The sequence below is a fragment of the Dyella sp. genome (assembly GCF_035508675.1).
In the GTDB taxonomy this organism is placed as follows: domain Bacteria; phylum Pseudomonadota; class Gammaproteobacteria; order Xanthomonadales; family Rhodanobacteraceae; genus Dyella_B.
Window position 1 is genome coordinate 1 of the sequence record NZ_DATJMN010000202.1, and the last position, 16,785, is coordinate 16,785.

At 62.5% G+C, this 16,785-nt stretch carries 11 protein-coding genes and 1 pseudogene; 7 read left to right on the plus strand and 5 right to left on the minus strand.

The features are described 5' to 3' along the window. From VMA74_RS10670 to VMA74_RS10680, 3 genes and pseudogenes are all read left to right on the plus strand, one after another. Positions 1-175, plus strand: a pseudogene (locus VMA74_RS10670) (IS3 family transposase); the annotation flags it as partial. Between the two features lie 366 nt (positions 176-541). Then, positions 542-2,479, plus strand: coding sequence for a M61 family peptidase (locus VMA74_RS10675; RefSeq protein WP_325366740.1), 1,938 nt, complete (start codon positions 542-544; stop codon positions 2,477-2,479). A gap of 202 nt (positions 2,480-2,681) precedes the next feature. Beyond that, on the plus strand, positions 2,682-3,704 hold the full coding sequence (locus tag VMA74_RS10680) for an HDOD domain-containing protein (RefSeq protein ID WP_325366742.1): 1,023 nt from the start codon (positions 2,682-2,684) through the stop codon (positions 3,702-3,704). A gap of 46 nt (positions 3,705-3,750) precedes the next feature. Here the strand turns inward: VMA74_RS10680 and VMA74_RS10685 are convergent, their stop codons facing one another. Together VMA74_RS10685 and VMA74_RS10690 are read right to left on the minus strand one after the other, a co-directional pair. Then, positions 3,751-6,237, minus strand: coding sequence for a sensor domain-containing protein (locus VMA74_RS10685; RefSeq protein WP_325366744.1), 2,487 nt, complete (start codon positions 6,235-6,237; stop codon positions 3,751-3,753). 117 nt (positions 6,238-6,354) lie between these two features. Further along, positions 6,355-7,491 (minus strand): hypothetical protein, encoded by a 1,137-nt coding sequence (locus VMA74_RS10690; RefSeq protein ID WP_325366746.1) that lies wholly within the window; start codon positions 7,489-7,491, stop codon positions 6,355-6,357. A 183-nt stretch (positions 7,492-7,674) separates the two neighbouring features. Here VMA74_RS10690 and VMA74_RS10695 point away from each other — a divergent pair, with 183 nt between their 5' ends. Next, entirely contained in the window at positions 7,675-8,958 is a 1,284-nt protein-coding gene (locus VMA74_RS10695; RefSeq protein ID WP_325366748.1) for an acetyl-CoA C-acetyltransferase, read from the plus strand. Positions 8,959-8,965: 7 nt separating this feature from the next. Beyond that, a complete protein-coding gene (locus VMA74_RS10700) occupies positions 8,966-9,490 on the plus strand; it encodes an energy transducer TonB (protein ID WP_325366749.1) in 525 nt (174 codons plus the stop codon). 35 nt (positions 9,491-9,525) lie between these two features. On the opposite strand, the gene VMA74_RS10705 is transcribed toward VMA74_RS10700, so the two are convergent. From VMA74_RS10705 to VMA74_RS10715, 3 genes are all read right to left on the minus strand, one after another. Next, the gene (locus tag VMA74_RS10705) at positions 9,526-9,798 is read right to left on the minus strand and encodes a hypothetical protein (RefSeq protein WP_325366751.1); all 273 of its coding nucleotides are present in this window, start codon (positions 9,796-9,798) and stop codon (positions 9,526-9,528) included. Positions 9,799-9,887: 89 nt separating this feature from the next. Continuing rightward, positions 9,888-10,931: a cytochrome-c peroxidase gene (locus tag VMA74_RS10710; protein WP_325366752.1), complete on the minus strand. Its 1,044-nt coding sequence runs from the start codon at positions 10,929-10,931 to the stop codon at positions 9,888-9,890. A gap of 31 nt (positions 10,932-10,962) precedes the next feature. Beyond that, positions 10,963-11,466 carry a hypothetical protein gene (locus VMA74_RS10715; RefSeq protein ID WP_325366754.1) on the minus strand — a complete coding sequence of 168 codons (504 nt, stop codon included), beginning with the start codon at positions 11,464-11,466 and terminating at the stop codon, positions 10,963-10,965. A gap of 376 nt (positions 11,467-11,842) precedes the next feature. Here VMA74_RS10715 and VMA74_RS10720 point away from each other — a divergent pair, with 376 nt between their 5' ends. Then, positions 11,843-13,870 (plus strand): pre-peptidase C-terminal domain-containing protein, encoded by a 2,028-nt coding sequence (locus VMA74_RS10720; RefSeq protein WP_325366756.1) that lies wholly within the window; start codon positions 11,843-11,845, stop codon positions 13,868-13,870. A gap of 316 nt (positions 13,871-14,186) precedes the next feature. Continuing rightward, a partial coding sequence (locus VMA74_RS10725) for an RHS repeat domain-containing protein (protein ID WP_325366758.1) occupies positions 14,187-16,785 on the plus strand: 2,599 nt, incomplete at its 3' end.

Genomic DNA, 16,785 nt, shown 5'->3' on the forward strand with positions numbered 1-16,785 from the left:
GATTCATCGTCGTGCACCGTGGAAAACCATCGAGGCCGTCGAGCTGGCTACGCTTGAGTGGGTTTCATGGTTCAACCACCAGCGGTTGCTTGGATCGATCGGCTATATTCCGCCCGCCGAGGCCGAAGAAAATTACTACCGCCTACGGAAGGACGTCGAAGCCGCGGCAGCATGACTACTTAAACCAGACAGCCTCCACAGAAATCGGGGCGATTCATATTGGGGTTCGCATACGCTCACCGCGAACCTACGAGGAATCACGCTACGTCCTTAAGTTCGGAGCAATGCTGGTAGCGCGCTCACGAACGCCGGGATTTCGTCCCGGCCCGTGATCGGTGGGGAATCGGCAGCCGCAAGCATTTGCGTGGTGCAACGCCGCAGCAGATGGAGGATGCCGCACATACGACATGCATGACCTCTGGCAGGGGAGGCCGCGTAGGGTCTTCGCTCTACCATCGCCGGCAATCCGCCTGACGGGCGGTCATCATCCTCTGCTGTCCTTGCGGGACGTCCGCTGGGCAGCGCCTGCCGGAGTTGTCGAGTGAAGTCCCAAGCCTTGCGTTTCAGCCTGATCGCCGCCGCTGTGATGGCAGTCTGTTCCCTTTCCGCCACTGCCGCCGCGCAATCGGCATATTCCGGCAACGTACCGGCACCGGTCGATCAGCCCTATGCGGGCATGCTGACCATCAATGTCGATCTCACCGATGCAGGCAAGCGCATCTTCCGCTCGCACGAAACCATTCCGGTCAAGCCGGGCGCGTTTACGCTGTTGTATCCGCAGTGGATTCCCGGCGAGCACGCGCCGTCCGGTCCGGTGTCGAACGTATCGGGCCTGATCATCCGCGCCAATGGCAAGCAGTTGCCATGGCGCCGCGATCTGCGCGACATGTACGCGATCCACCTCGATGTACCGCAAGACGTGAGCCAGCTGGATCTGGAATTCGAGTTCCTGTCGCCGGGCGAAGGCGAGGGCAGCAATTTCGGTGCGAGCGTATCCACCTCACCGGATCTGGTCGACATGGAATTCAACCAGGTGGCGTTCTATCCGGCGGGTTACTACACGCGCCAGATCCAGATTCAGCCGACCGTGCAATTGCCGCAGGGCTGGAAGTTCGGCAGTGCGCTGGAGGTAGCTGGCCAATCGGGCAACAGCATCCGGTTCAAGCCGCTGAGCTTCAACAATTTCGTGGATTCGCCGCTGATTGCCGGCGCGAACTTCAATCGCGTCGACCTCACGCCCAAGGGTGGCGCGCCGGTGCACTTGAACGTCGTCGGCGATTCGATGAAGGCGGTGAAGCTCACCGACAAAGAGCTCCAGCAGCAGCGCAACGTGGTGACGCAGACCAACCTGCTGTTCGGTTCGCATCACTACGAGCACTACGATTTCCTGCTGACCTTGTCGGATCACACCGGTCACTTCGGCCTGGAACATCATCAGTCCAGCGACGATCGCCTGCCGGCGGATTTCTTCACCGACGACGACATGCACCTGGTGGCCGCCAGCCTGATGCCGCACGAAATGGTGCACTCGTGGAACGGCAAATTCCGCCGTCCCGCCGATTTGTGGACGCCCAACTTCAATGTGCCGATGCAGGATGACCTGCTGTGGGTGTACGAAGGCCTGACCGATTACTGGTGCGGCATTCTTACCGCGCGCGCCGGGCTGTGGACGCCGGACCAATACCGCGATTCCATCGCCAACATTGCCGGCGCCATGACCTACCGCACCGGCCGTGCCTGGCGCTCGCTGCAGGACACCGCCGATGCCGCGCCGCTCACCTATTACGGCTCGCAAAGCTGGGTCAACTGGATTCGCGATACCGATTTCTATCCGGAAGGCCAGCTGCTGTGGCTCGATGTCGATACCAAGATCCGCGAACTCAGCAACGGCAAGCATTCGCTGGATGATTTCGCGCATGCCTTCTATGGCATGGACAACGGCAGCTACGCCACCAAGACCTACACCTTCGACGACGTGATCAACACGCTCAACCAGGTACAGCCGTTCGACTGGGCGAAGTTCCTGCGCGATCGCCTCGACTACACCGGTAACGAACTGCCCGAGCACGGCATCCAGCGCGGCGGCTGGAAGCTGGTGTTCGACGACACGCCCAATGCCGAGCAGAAAGCCTACGAGGACATTCGCCACGGCTTGAACCTGGCCTATTCGCTGGGCCTGACGGTCAGCCAGAAAGGCCGCATCGGCGACGTGCAGTGGAATGGCCCGGCGTTCAAGGCCGGGCTGGTGCCGAACTTGACCATCGTGGCCGTCAATGGCCGCGACTTTTCCACCGATGCGCTGAAGGATGCGGTTACCGCAGCCAAGACGTCACCGGCGCCAATCGAGTTGCTGGTGAAGAACGTGGATGTATACAGCACGGTGAAGATCGACTACCACGAAGGCCTGCGCTATCCGCATCTGGTGCGTGCGGATGGCAAGGATCTGCTCGACGATATCCTGAAGCCGCGTAGCAAATAGCGCGGCGCTGCGTGCTCGCCACCATGCGTTCCCTCCCCTGCAAGCAGGGGAGGGAACCGTTTGTCGCGATGATCAAATGAAAGGCGCTGGACCCCGGCGTTCGCCGGGGCGGCGGATCTGGGGGTGAACGTCCACGTGCGCCCCCATCAAGCCCCGCCAATCCTTGCCGATACCCTGCCATGGGGAGACACCTGGGCGGGCTATGAGCGGATTCTGGAAACGGCTGTTTGCGGGGGACGAGCCGGAAAAGGTACGGCCGCGCCTCAGCGTGGTCCTGCCGTGGCCCGATGAAGGCAAGCCACCGGAGCCGGTCCCGGCGCTGAGCAGCGTGGATATCCAGGATTGGTTCTACCGCCTGGTGCTGGGCATGCCCGGTTCCGACGTGGCCGATATGCGCCCACAGGAACAAGTGATGCTGCGGCGGCTGGACGAGCTGTGCGGCGGCGACCGTTTCGACATCACCACCCTGCCGCGTCTGCCGGAAGTGCTGCCGCAGCTTTTGCGCCTGCTCAAGAGCGATAACTCCGATGGCATCAAGGTCGCCAAGTTGATCGGACGTGATCCGGTGCTGGTCGGCGAAGTGATGCGGGTCAGCCAGAGTGCGCACTACCGCACGGCGCGGCCGATCAGCAGCTTGCAGCACGCGGTCGTGCTGCTCGGTCACGATGGCTTGCGCCAGATGGTGACCCAGCACGTGATGAAGCCGATCCTGCAGGCCAGCGCCGGCATGCTCGGCCATTCGGCGGGCCAACGGCTATGGGACCACGCGGAGCGCTGCGCCCACGTCAGCACTTATCTTGGCCGCGGCCAAGGCGATCCGTTCGAAGCCTATCTTGCGGGCATCGTGTGCAACGCGGGCGTCGGCGCCATGATCCGCGTGCTCGACCAAGAGGCGCCGCCCACGCTTGGCGTATTCAGCCGCGCTTTCCTGATCAACTTCGTGCACTTGTCCAATCACCTCACCTTGCGCGCGGCCAAGCATTGGGAATTGCCGCCGAACGTGATCGTGGCGTTGCGCGAACGGCTGGACGTGCGCGGCAAGGCCCCGGTGACGGAATTGGGCAATGCGCTGCTGGCCGCCGATCACTTGGCGATGATCCAGATGCTGGCCGATAACCATGTGATCGATCGCGCCACGCCGCCGGCATCGGTGCGTCCGGATCGCTTGCCGGAAGTGCTGCTGGAGCGGGCGCAGCAAGAGTTGCGCAGGATGTTCAGAACGTAAGCACGCAAGCAAGCTGGGATTTCATCCCAGCCTACGCGACGTCGTGTCAATCAACGTTGGCCGCCAGCCGCTCCTCGAATTTCTCCGCCGGCATCGGCGCACCAAACAGAAACCCCTGCATGTGCGAGCAGCCCGCATCGCGCAGGAACGCGCTTTGCACTTCCGTTTCCACGCCTTCGGCAATCACATCCTTGTTGAGGCTACGCGCCATGCTGATGATGGCGCGAGTGATCGCCGCGGTTTCCGCATCCTGGGCAATGTCGCGCACGAACGCGCGTTCGATCTTCAGTGCATCAACCGGAAAATGCTTGAGGTAGGAAAGACTGTTGTAGCCCGTACCGAAATCATCCAGCGACAGCCGCACGCCGCGTTGGCGAATACGCCGCAACAGGCGGATGGTGCCGTCGCCGCCGCTCATCATGGTGCGCTCGGTCAATTCCAGTTCCAGCAAGCTCGGATCAAGACCGGTCTCGTTGAGAATGCCGTCGAGCCGTTCGTAGAAGCCGGCGTACTGGAATTGCAGTGGCGACACGTTCACCGAGATCGCAATGGGATGTCCTTCGCGCTGCCACGTGCGCGCCTGCAGACAGGCTTCGCGCAACGCCCAGGTGCCGATGGAAACGATCAGGCCGGTATCTTCCGCCACCGGGATGAACTGATCCGGCGTGAATACTTCTTCGCCCTGCACGTACAGGCGTAAAAGTGCTTCGGCGCCGACGATGCGGCCCAGTTGCGCATCCACCTTGGGCTGGTACTGCAGCATGAGCTGGTCGTGCGCCAGTGCGTGGCGCAGCACGTTTTCGATGCGCTGGCTGGCAGCCGAACGCTGGCTCATTTCCGGTGCGTAGAAGCAATAACCGTCGCGGCCCTGGTTTTTGACCTCGTACATGGCGGCATCGGCGGTGCGCACCAGCGCATCCGGCTCGACGCCGTCGCGCGGAAACAGGCTGATGCCGACGCTGGCGCGCAGTTCCAGCGGCGGCAGCTGCGATACCTGCGTCTGTGCGCACGCATCGAGCAGCCTGCGCGCAAAACTGGCGGCTTCGTCCGCATCGTCCACGCGTGGCAGCAGCACCACGAATTCGTCGCCGTTGTAGCGGAAGGCCATGTCTTCGCTGTCGCGCAATACGCTGCGAATCTGTTGTGCTACCGCCTGCAACACCTGGTCGCCCACGCCATGGCCGAGCGTATCGTTGACGCGGCGGAAGTGATCCAGGTCCAGATACAGCACCGCGCACTGGCGATGGCGCTGCATCGCCATGGTCGCGGCCTGTTCGATGCGTGCATACAGCAGTGTGCGATTGGGCAGCCCGGTGAGTGTGTCGTGCTGGGCCAGCTGGATCATCTTCAGCGCCAGCGTGCGGGTTTCGCTGATGTCGTGGCATACCAGCACGCCGCCGGTGACGATGCCGGTGTGGTCGTGGATCAAGGCCGACGAGGTTTCGATCGGCGTTTCGAAGCCGTTGCGATGGAGCAGGATGGCGCGGCCGCTGAAATCCACGATCGCATTGCGCCGCATCGCCTGGCGCAGCGGATTGTCCAGCAACTGGCGGTTGTTCATGTCGCGCAGGCGAAAGACATCGTCGAGTGGGCTGCCTTTCGCGTCGGCGCTGGACCAGCCGGTCATCGCCTCGGCGATCGGATTGAGCGAGGTGACATTGAGCGCCACGTCGGTGGTAATGACCGCATCGCCGATCGAATTGAGCGTCACCTCGGCCAGCTGGCGCTCGCGGAACAGCGCCTCCTCGTAGTGCTTGCGCTTGGTGATGTCCTGCACCTGGCTGACCAGGTAATTGAGCTGCCCGGCATCGCTGCGCACCTGCGCGACGCTGAGTATCACGTGCACCACGTGGCCGTCTTGATGGAGGTAGCGCTTTTCGGTCTGGAACGCTTCGCGCCGGCCGCTGATGACTTGCGCGGCCAAGGCTTCGCTCAGCGGCAGATCGTCCGGATGGGTCACGTCGCGCCAGGTCATCGCGCGCAACTGCGCTTCGGTATAGCCGAGCATGTTGCACATCGCGGCGTTCACGCGCTGGTAGCGGCCGTCGGGAAGGATCATCGCCATGCCGACGGCGGCGTGCTGGAATGCCTGCGAAAACCGGTGCTCGCTGTCTCGGAGCTGTTCTTCCAACGCGTGGCGTTCGGTGATGTCGGTGAAGACAGTGAAGACGCCGCGCAGCCGACCCTGTTGATCGCGGTCGGGCGTGAAGCTGCCATGTACATAATGGTTCTGGCTGCGATTGAACAGCGGCCCTTCGTAGCTGGAATGATGGCCGCCCAATGCCTGCAGCAGTGCGGCACGCACGCGCAGATAGCTTTCCGGGTCCAGCACGTCACTGACCGGCTTGCCGATGATCTGGGCCGGATCGAGCTCGAACCAGCGGCGGTGCGCTTCGTTGGCGAACACGAAATGCTCGCGCAGATCCACATACGTGATGAGTGCAGGCACGCCCTGGACGACATGTGCAAGCAGATCCAGGCCCGACTCCGGGACCGACGAATCGCCTTCGACGGGGTGCGTCACCTTGGGCATGCGGTTCCGGTGCGGCCGTGATTACGCACATCATGCGCCGGATCGCGTTTCGTTTGCACCTGCGGCGGGGCTCGTTTGGTGATGAACGGAACGATCCGCCGGGATCAACGCCCCAGTTCAGTGCAAGGCGACGGCAGGTGCGGCAAGCGCGCCCTGCGCATCGAGCTGGATCTTCCCTAGCGCATGCAGATCGCTGGTTGCACCGAAACGATCGGCCAGCGTGGTCAGCAGCGATCCAAGCGCGGCGGAGTACAGGGGGTAGCCATGCGCCAGCACGCGGGCGTTGCCGGCCGAACCACGTTGCGCCACGGTGACCGCCACCACGCCAAGGCCGGCCGCTTCGTGCGCGAACAGGGTGGGTGCGTCATAGGCGGGATCGGGTCGCGCCAGGGTTTCGGCGAGCCAGCCTGGCCCGGCATGGGCGGATTCGCCATCCAGCTCCAATGCCAGGCCGTGTGCGTGCAACAGGGCGGCGTATTGGCGCAATTCGAACACGGCGCCGGCCAGCGCATGGCCGCGTTCGGCCATGCCCCTGTCCTGCGCCGCCAGCCACTGCGCGGGCGACTGCATCCAAACCTTGCCCTCGGCATAACGCAACGCCAGGCCGCGCGCGCTCAACGCGGTTTCGGGCCGGTAGGGCGTCAGCATCGCCGCTTCCAGCAACTGCCACAGCGAGGCGAGGTTGACGTGCTCGTACTGCACGCAGGTGAGTGCGAGTAGGTCGTTGCGGCTCAGGTAACGCGCATGTTCCAGGCGGATGCCGAGGGTGCGCATCAGCCAATCGGCGGTGCGCGCGCCCGCCTCGCCGCGGCCGACCAGTTCCACCTCCATGCGCTCGGACAGCGCACCGGCAAGCTCCTCGGAGGCGAGCAGGCTCAACGGCAGGAAGCGCATGGGGCCGTCGGCGTAGGCAGGGTCCGGTTCCAGCGGCTGTGCCGGCATGCGGCCCTCGTGATGACCGAAGGCGACCACGTTGCCGAGCTGGCCGCGCGGCACCCGGCGGGCCAGCTCGTCCAGCGTGGTCCATACCGGAAAGCCGGGGCGCAGCAGTTCCACCGCGTCGAACACGGCGCCGCCCAAGGTCAGGCGGGCCTGCGCGACGTCGGGCACCAGGCCATGCAGATCGTCCGCCACCAGGGTAGCCAGCTCGGCGGCTTCGTCGCGAGTGAGCGTCAGGCGCGCCGGAGGGTCGCCGGGGCTGAGTTCCAGGGCCAGGACAGCGGGCAGGGCGACAAGAGAGCTGGCGGATTCCACGTGTTTGATACCTCGTGACTCACTGACGTCGAACCTCGAACTGCCGGCAGCTCCGAGGTTCGACGCATCGGGAAGACAGCCCGCAAGTCTAACATTCGCTGATCGGCGCTCCGCGCGGGGTTCCGCCGGGGCGCCGCGCGGGTTAGCCTTGCTGAATCGGTGTACTGGGACCCATTCAAGGCTATGGAAAACACGCAGCAGCGCGTTGGCGTCATCGGCGGCGTGCGCATCCCGTTCTGTCGCAACAACACCGCCTATGCGGATGTCGGCAACTTCGGCCTGTCGGTCAAGGTGCTGGGGGCGCTGGTCGAACGTTTCGGGCTGCATGGCGTGGAGCTGGGTGAAGTGGCGATGGGGGCGGTGATCAAGCATGCCTCCGAGTGGAACCTGGCCCGCGAAGCCTTGCTCAGTTCCGGCCTGGCGCCGACCACGCCGGGCATCACCACCGCCCGCGCCTGCGGCACCTCGCTGGACAACGCCATCCTTATCGCCAACAAGATCGCCACCGGGCAGATCGAAGCCGGCATTGCGGGCGGTTCGGACACCACCAGCGACGTGCCGATCGTCTATAGCCAGCGCCTGCGCAAGCGCCTGCTGGCGGTCAACCGCGCCAAAGCCCCGCTGGACAAGCTGAAAACCGCCGTGCGCGGTTTTTCTTTTAGCGAGTTGAAGCCGTCCTTTCCCGGGGTGGCCGAGCCGCGCACCGGCATGTCGATGGGCGAGCACTGCGAAAAGATGGCGCGCGAGTGGCATATCGGCCGCGAAGCGCAGGATCGCCTTGCCCTGGACAGCCATCGCAAACTGGCGATGGCGTATGACGCCGGCTTCTTTACCGACCTGGTCGTCCCGTTCCGCGGCATCAAGCGCGACGGCTTCCTGCGTCCGGACACCAGCATGGACAAGCTGGCCGGATTGAAACCGGCCTTCGACAGAAGCTCCGGCCATGGCACGCTCACCGCCGGCAATTCCACCGGCCTTTCCGATGGCGCTGCCGCCGTGCTGCTGGCCAACGATGCGTGGGCCGCCAAGCGCGGTTTGACGATCCAGGCGTACTTGCGCGATGCCGAGGTGGCCGCGGTGGATTTCGTGCACGGCGAGGGGCTGCTGATGGCGCCTACCATTGCGGTGCCGCGCCTGCTCAAGCGCCACGGCCTCACGCTGCAGGATTTCGATTTCTACGAAATCCACGAAGCCTTTGCCGCGCAGGTGCTATGCACGCTGCGCGCGTGGGAGTCGGCCGATTACTGCAAGCATCGCCTCGGCCTGGATGCGCCGCTGGGCAGCATTGATCCGGCCAAGCTCAATGTGAACGGCTCCAGCCTCGCGGTGGGCCATCCTTTCGCCGCTACCGGTGCGCGCATTGTCGCCACGCTGGCGAAATTGCTTGAACAGAAAGGCGCCGGCCGCGGCCTGATTTCCATCTGCACCGCCGGTGGCATGGGCGTGGTGGCGATTCTCGAACGCTGAGTTCCTGATGCCACGGCTGCGCGTCACCGGTATCTTGAGTCTGCTTGCGCTGGTCATCGGTGCCGCGGGCACGCAGTGGCTGAGCGACCAGACCGCCGGGCGCGCCACGCCGCCGGAAACCGGGCCGCTGCACGCGGTGCATGCCACGCATCGCAACGTCGCGCGCCCCAAGCCTGCATGGATCGTGGCGCGACCACCCTACATACCCGCGCAGGATGAAGTGGCCGCCACCCCCGTCACTCCCGCCAACGCCACCGTCACGCTAGTGCCGATCGCCACACCCGCTTCGTCCGTGCCCACCTCACGCATGAAAGATCATGCGGTTGGCAATGTGGTGTTGCATGTAACCGTCGACGGGCAGGGGCAGGTGACTGCCACATCGGTCGCGCAATCCAGTGGTGATAGCGTGCTGGATGGGAACGCGATGGAGATTGCGCGGCATTGGCGCTTTGCCGTACCGGAGGACCATCCGCAAGGATTGAGCGGGGATTTGCCGATGCGCTTTGCCGGTGAGTTGGCGCAGACACCCTGATGGGCGAGTCACGTAGGCCGGGATTTCATCCCAGCCTATATCTTTTGAGCAGCAGCTCGGCGAGCAACAAACCTGGCTTCGACATCGACGGCAGGTACCAGATTGCCGGCGTCGGCAGAGGCTTGGGGTTTCTGCACCTTGGCACGTAGCCATGTGTCGTAGTCCGATGCTTCCTCTTGCTGCTTCACGTAGTCGCGCATGAAGTCACGCAGCAGCTGCCCGCTGGTACAGCCATGAGCCTTTGCAGCGATGGAGAACGCGTTTTTCAGGTCTTTATCGACGCGAAATGTAAAGGTTGCGCTGCCCATGCTTCACTGAGTTATACGATGTTGGTTGGCACTTCGATGTTCGCGAGGATACATCCGTCCACTGCAAGCAGGGGAGGCATGAGGCGGTTTCATAAGGCTTCAAGAAATGCTTTCAGGTCTTGCCGCTCCTCCACGGAGAGATTAAGGGGATACCCAGCTTGCAGACTGCGGTAATAGACCTCGCGATCGATCGCCTCGTCGAGTGTCGGTACGCTGCCATCATGCATGTAAGGCGCTGTGCGGGATACGCCACGCAGCGAGGGGGTACGAAACAGCCCGATGTCTGCAGGGTCCAGCGTGACGTTGAATCGTCCAAGCTGTGCTTCGTCCACATGCGTGGCGACGCGATCGCCGATGGCGCTGCCTTGTAGCGAACGCGCGATCACACCTTCGGTGAGCGCGGGTAGATTCGCGGTGATGCCATCCAGGCCGACACCCGATCGATGATAGGCGTGATCGGTAAGCGCGGATGACGCGCCGTCGAGCCGATGGCATTCGGCGCAGCCGGCCTTGCCTTGGAATAGGGCCAATCCCAGTTGCGCGCGGGGATTCAGGGCAGCGCGGTCACCACGTTGATAGCGGTCGAACGGGCTGTCGGGCTGCTTCAACGAGCGGACATAGGCGGCGAGCGTCGTGCCGACTTCGCTCGGTGTGAGCGAATCGCTGCGATCCGGAAAGGCTTGCGCGAACGCTGCGCGGTACGCAGGATTGCGCGTGATCCGCTGCAACAATTGGGCATGGTCGTGAAGCCCCATCTCCACCGGATTGGTGAGGGGATCGAGCACCGCTTGTTCAAGCGCCGTGCGGCGCCCATCCCAAAAGAACGAAGACTCGCTGCCTGCCGCAACATTGAGGAGGCTCGGAGTGTTGCGCGTGCCCGTATGCCCATGCACCCCGATCGCCACGGGGCGTCTATCCGCATAGCTTCTTTCCGGGATGTGGCAGGATGCGCAGCGCACAGTGCCGTCGGCGCTCAACGATGGATCGTTAAAGAGCTGCTTGCCCAACGCGATGCGCCTTGCTAGCACCGCTGGGTCGGGCGACGCGTGAGCCACCGGATGCATCACGACCGCCACCGCCACGCCGGTTAGCGCGGCTGCCACCACCACCAACATCCAGCCCCTGCGCGGCATCCTGCACAGTCTCCTGTCACGGGTCGGTCATCTACATCGTCACAAAGCGCATGGTGGCGCCGCTGGGTTTGAGCGCTGCCGCATCGGCCGCTTGTTCGGAGGCATCGCTGACGACCATCACCACGATGCCCTTCAATGCATCGGCTTTCAGTTGCTTGGCGACATCACCCAGAAACGCCGTGGTTTGTTTGGGATCGGGACCGCCCACAATCAACATGCCACCCGGCATGAGGATGGGCCCGATGCTGTGTACCACCGAATCGGTCTCGTTCTGGCGACGCGCGTTCGCCGCGACACTGTCCCCGGCGGGAATCACGTAGATGTACGGATGCATCGCCACGTCTTTGCCGTGCAGCTTGCCCTGCTCGGCGAGATAGCTGCCCCAGGTGTTCTCGTCGGCGGTGGCGGCGGGCTTTGTCGGTCCGTCGGATGCAGTCGAAGCGTTCGACGTAGTTGCCGTGGAGGTGGGATGGTTACAGGCAGCGAGCAGTGCTCCCAGCGTGACGGCAAGCGTCAGATGTCCTAGGCGGTGCATGGTCCCCTCGTGATGCGATTGGTGCGGATGCGCGTCGCCGGAGACGGCTCCGTTGCGATGCCGCGTCATCAGACCATAACAAGACTGCCTCTGCCTACCGTGAAAACTCTCACGGATTCTTCACGCCGGTTCTGATTCGATTTGCGGCAGCTTCACGCCTCTTTCACCTGGGAATGGGCGTCGGGTTAAGGGGTTTATGCGTTGAGATCAGGCTGGCCGTTTCCCAAGGAGCGGCGGAAAGGACTGTGCAATGGAATCGCTGGGGAACGGACGGTGGGTCGGGGGTCGTACGCAAGGTGAGTCGGACGGTGGCAATCATCGTCGACGCTGGATTGATCGATGGTTTCGCGCCAGCGCCCTCGCGATGCTTTGCATCATGCTGCTGGCATCTGGCGTCGTGCGTGCGCAGACCTCCAGCTATGTCTATGACGCCAACGGCCGCGTCGTCGCGGTGACGGCGACCAACGGCACTAGCGTCCAATACAGCTACAACACGCTCGGTCATACCAGCCAGGTCAGTGCACCGATATCGGCGGGCCAATTGGCTATCTTTGCCTTCATGCCGACGCACGGTGTGGCCGGAACGCAAGTCATCATCCAGGGTCAGGGGTTCGACAGCAACGCGTCCAACGATACCGTGAGCTTCAACGGCACGGTGGCGACCGTGCTTTCTGCGTCGCCTACCCGAATGATCGTTAGCGTTCCGAATGGTGCAACGACGGGACCGATCACTGTGATTGTGGCTGGTCAGACGGTGACCAGCGTGACTCCGTTTGTGAGTGATGACACAGGAGCGCCTCCCACCATTGCGCAGGTCAACCCGTTGGTTGTTGCGGCGGGTGCCACGGTCACGATAACCGGTGCGCATCTTGGTCCGGTAGCGGGTGGTACTGCCGTGCAAATGGGCGGTGTGGATATGTTGACGGGATTATCCCAGACCGACACCCGGGTGCAGTACACGGTGCCGAATAACGCGGTGAGTGGCCACGTAACCGTGACCACGCCCTACGGGAGCGCAACGAGCGCCATGCCAGTTGCGGTGTTGCCCAGTAGTGTTGTCAGTACGGTCAACGGCGCCCCTATTAGTTACCTCCCGACAAATGGAAGTGCCACTGGTTTCAGCACCGAAGTTGCAGGGAAAAGCGGTGTCTTGACCTTCGATGCTCCGAAAAGGGGTAATGACGAATTCACGCTCGACGGCATCACCATCACCGGGTCGAGTACGACGCAAGTCAACGTCAACGTCTATGGGCCAAGTGGTACGTCGGTGGCCTCCAGTGTTTGTTACACCTCCAATCCCGGAGCTACCTGCCGCATCGGGTTATGGAACCTAGTTCCCGGAACCTACACGGCCGTGGTGTCGCCGGTGGATGCAAGCAGCATCATCAGCTTTAACGCGATCGTACAGCCGGATACCGTCGGTCCATCGCTCGCTGCCAATACACCTACCACGGTTAATTTAGGGGTGGGGCAAGTAGAACGCCTAACGTTCAGCGCTAATGTGGGGGATACCTACGCACTGCAGCTTTCAGGTGTGAACACGACACCCGCCAATCAGACCATGTCTGTGTACGTCTACAGCCCCACTGCCACGACGATCACAGCGTCTAACTCCTACACGAATTTTTCCACGACCAGTTCCTCGGTCATCAATCTTTCCAACTTGCCAGCCAGCGGCACCTATACCGTCCTGGTCTTCACCACCGGATTTCCTGGAAGCGGGCAATTGACGTTGGTACCGGGTGCCACGGGTACGCTGCCTAGCAGCGGTACGGCTCAAAGCTACGCTACCGCTGCAGCGGGACAGGATGCCTATCTGACGTTCACCGCCACGGCGGGGGCCAACCTCGAACTGACTCTCGACAACCTCCGTGTCAGCGCAGGCACCGCGGTCGCCGTCAACGTGTACAACGCGTCTGGAACGAACATTGGAAGCGTCGACTGTTCGACATCCTATCCAGGGGCAACCGAACGGATGGGGCTGTGGAACCTGGCGGCGGGCACGTATTCAGTCGTGGTGTCGCCGGTGAGTGGTGGCACGATGAGCTTTAACGCCATGGTCCAGCCGGATGTGGTCGGCCCTGCGTTGACGGTCGGTACACCCACCACGGTCAACTTAGGGGTGGGGCAGGTGGAACGCCTCACTTTCAATGCTAATGCGGGAGATACCTTCGCATTACAACTGTCGGATGTGAGTTCAACGCCGGCCAATCAGGCTATGGCTGTGTATGTCTACAGTCCCATGACCACGACGATCACGGCGTCTAACGCCTACACCAGCTTTTACACGGCCAGTTCCTCGGCCATCAATCTTTCGAATCTGCCTGCCAGTGGTACCTATACCGTTGTGGTAATCACCTCGGGCATTCCCGGTAGCGGGCAATTGACATTGACTCCGCAGTAACGGAGCAGGTTCGCACGGTTTTGACGTCCAAATGGATTAACACGAAGAGATTCCAAAGGAATCGGTGATGAACGCAAAACGGATAGGTTTGGATCGGTCGGGTATGGCGGCGTTGATCGGTTTAGCGGCGCTTGGTGTCTTTGCGTTGGCATTACCACCTGCTGCATCACCCGAGCGCGTCACCTGTGCGAGTCACATGTACGTAATGCCCGCCTCGGCACACGTTAGCCACACACTGTTAACTGACGGTCGCATCTTAGAGATGTACGGCGCTGAGGGTTTCGTTTATCTCGTTGGGGATCACCAACGAACGGTATTGAAACTGCCTGAAACACGTCGCTTTGGCTCAGTCACGGTCATGCCCAATGGCTTGGTGCTGCTCTGGGGCGGCATCGATGCCCAGGGCCATGTGCTCGAAAGCGGCGAATGGTTCAACCCCGACACGCAGCATTTCGTGCGCACAGGTTCCTTGGGCTTGCCCGCACGAGCCGGTCATACGTTGACGGTGCTGACAGACGGCACGCTGCTGATGACAGGAGGCTGGTCCTCCGATGGCACACCCGCCACGACGGCGGTGATATGGCAAGAAGCATCCCATCAATCGACCCCGTTGCCAGAAACCCACACGCCGCGCATGGATGCGATCGCCACGTTGCAGGCCGATGGTTCGGTGCGCATCGAGAACGGTGTCGATGACAAAGGGCAGCCCTTGCAGAGCGCTTGGGTCTTCCCTCCGGCGGCATCATCCCAACGCGTTGCTTCAAAACCTTCGTCGGCATCACTGATCGCCGAAACCCGCCCCATTTCGGATACCGACCACGCCTCCATTCACGGTCCCCTGGTGTTGCGCTTTGCCGTACCGGTTGACCTGAAGCAACTGAACACCCACAGCGTGACCTTGCTGGGACCGGAAGGCACGGTGCCGGTACACGTCATCGGCGCTGAAGGCGGTCGCCTTGGGTTCGTGCAACTGCCGGATGATCTCTATCCCGGCTCGCGCTACACGCTGTTCGTCAAAGGCTTGCACACCGCGACAGGGGCGGCGGTGCCGTACACCACGGTTGGCTTTACGACCACCAGCACGGATGCCACCGGCGTGGTGGTGGCCGGTCACGGCGCACGGCCTGCGCCGGAAGATAAGGAAGCCGGCCCGTCGCTGCCGCCGCTTTACGTGATGGCCGGTGGCGGCCATACGGCGCCTTGCCCGGACGACAGCCTGTGCCGTCCGCACAGCTTTGTACGCGATGGCGCCTTCTATCCCGGCAAGAACAACGCACCCGATTTCACCGGTGCGCATTGGCGCCTGTACGCGCCTTATCAGCATCTGCCCGATACGCATGCGCTCGAAGCCGCGTTGCCGAAGGGCACGACAGCGCTGATCGGCCAGGTGCGGCAGATCGATGAAACCCCGGTCGCCAACGCCGAAGTAAGCATCGGCAACACCACCGTGCGCACCGATGCCAAGGGTGTGTTCGTGCTATCCAACATTCCGGCCGGCCGCGACGAACTGCTCGTGGACGGTGCCTCGGCCAGCCACGGCGAGGTGAAGTACGGCCGTTTTGTGGTGGGCGCGGACGTGAAGGCCAAGGCCATCAGCCACATGCCGTTCGTGATGTATCTGCCGCGCGTCCTGCCGCGCGATGAAATCACGCTGCCCACCCCGACCACACGCGAAGTGGTGCTGACGCACCCGGATATGCCAGGCCTGGAACTGCATATTCCCGCCGACGCGGTGTTCAAGGATCGCCATGGGCATGTGCTCACGCATATCGCCCTGGTGCCCACGCCGGTTGATCACGCGCCGTTCCCGTTGCCCGACAACTTCCCGATGTACTTCACCATCCAGCCGGGCGATGCGGTGGTGCAGGGGCTGACGCCGGAAGCGGCCCGCGGCATTCGCGTGGTGTATCCCAATTACGGCAAGGCGAAGGCCAGTACGCCGGCCGATTTCTGGGTGTATAGCGTCAAGGAAGGCTGGCAGATGTATGGGTCGGGGCATGTGACGGCCGATGCGAAGCATCTGGCACCGGATCCGGGCGTGACGCTGGCTTGGGCGTTGGGGGCAGGGGCCTCGCAGAGCAGTGGCAATCCGCCGAACGCAAAAAAGCCGAACAATTGCAAAAAAGGAAAGCCGATCGATTTGCAGACCGGCATTCTGTTCCACGAATGGAACGACTTTGCCATTAACGACGTGATGCCGCTGACGCTAACGCGCGCCTACACATCGGCTGATTCCAACTCGCATGCCTTCGGGGTTGGCGGCAATGCCAACTTTGGTATCCATCTGTGGAGCGCGAGCAGCTCTGTAGGAACCAGCATGTCGCTGGTACTGCCGTGCGGCGAAGGGATTGCCTATAACCAGATTAGCGGCAACGACAACTGGCCCCTCACGGGAGCGGTGTGGGAACACACGGGCACAAACTCGGCCTTCTATGGCTCGACCATCCAGTTCCTGCTGGACAACACGCCTCTGGGTGCGCACTGGATCCTCACCATGAAGGACGGGACCCAGTACGCCTTCACCCGCCACGTGCCCAATTCCCTGTCGTGGATCCAGGACCGCTACGGCAATCAAATCCAGTTCAGCTACAACGGCGGCCTGATCCAGCAGATGGTGTCGCCGAGCGGGCGCACGATCACGTTCAACTACGACAGCAGCAACCGCATCACCAGCGCCACCGACAACAGTGGTCGCACCATCGGCTATGCCTATAACAGTGCTGGCAGCCTGGCGACGGTCACCTATCCGGACCAGACCACCGAGCAATACACCTACGACAGCAACAACCGCATGCTGACCATGCAAGACCGGCGGGGTCATGTGTGGGTCACCAACCAGTATGACACCAACGGAAGGGTGACCAAGCAAACGTATGCCGACAACACGTCCTACCAGTTTGCCTACACCACCAACA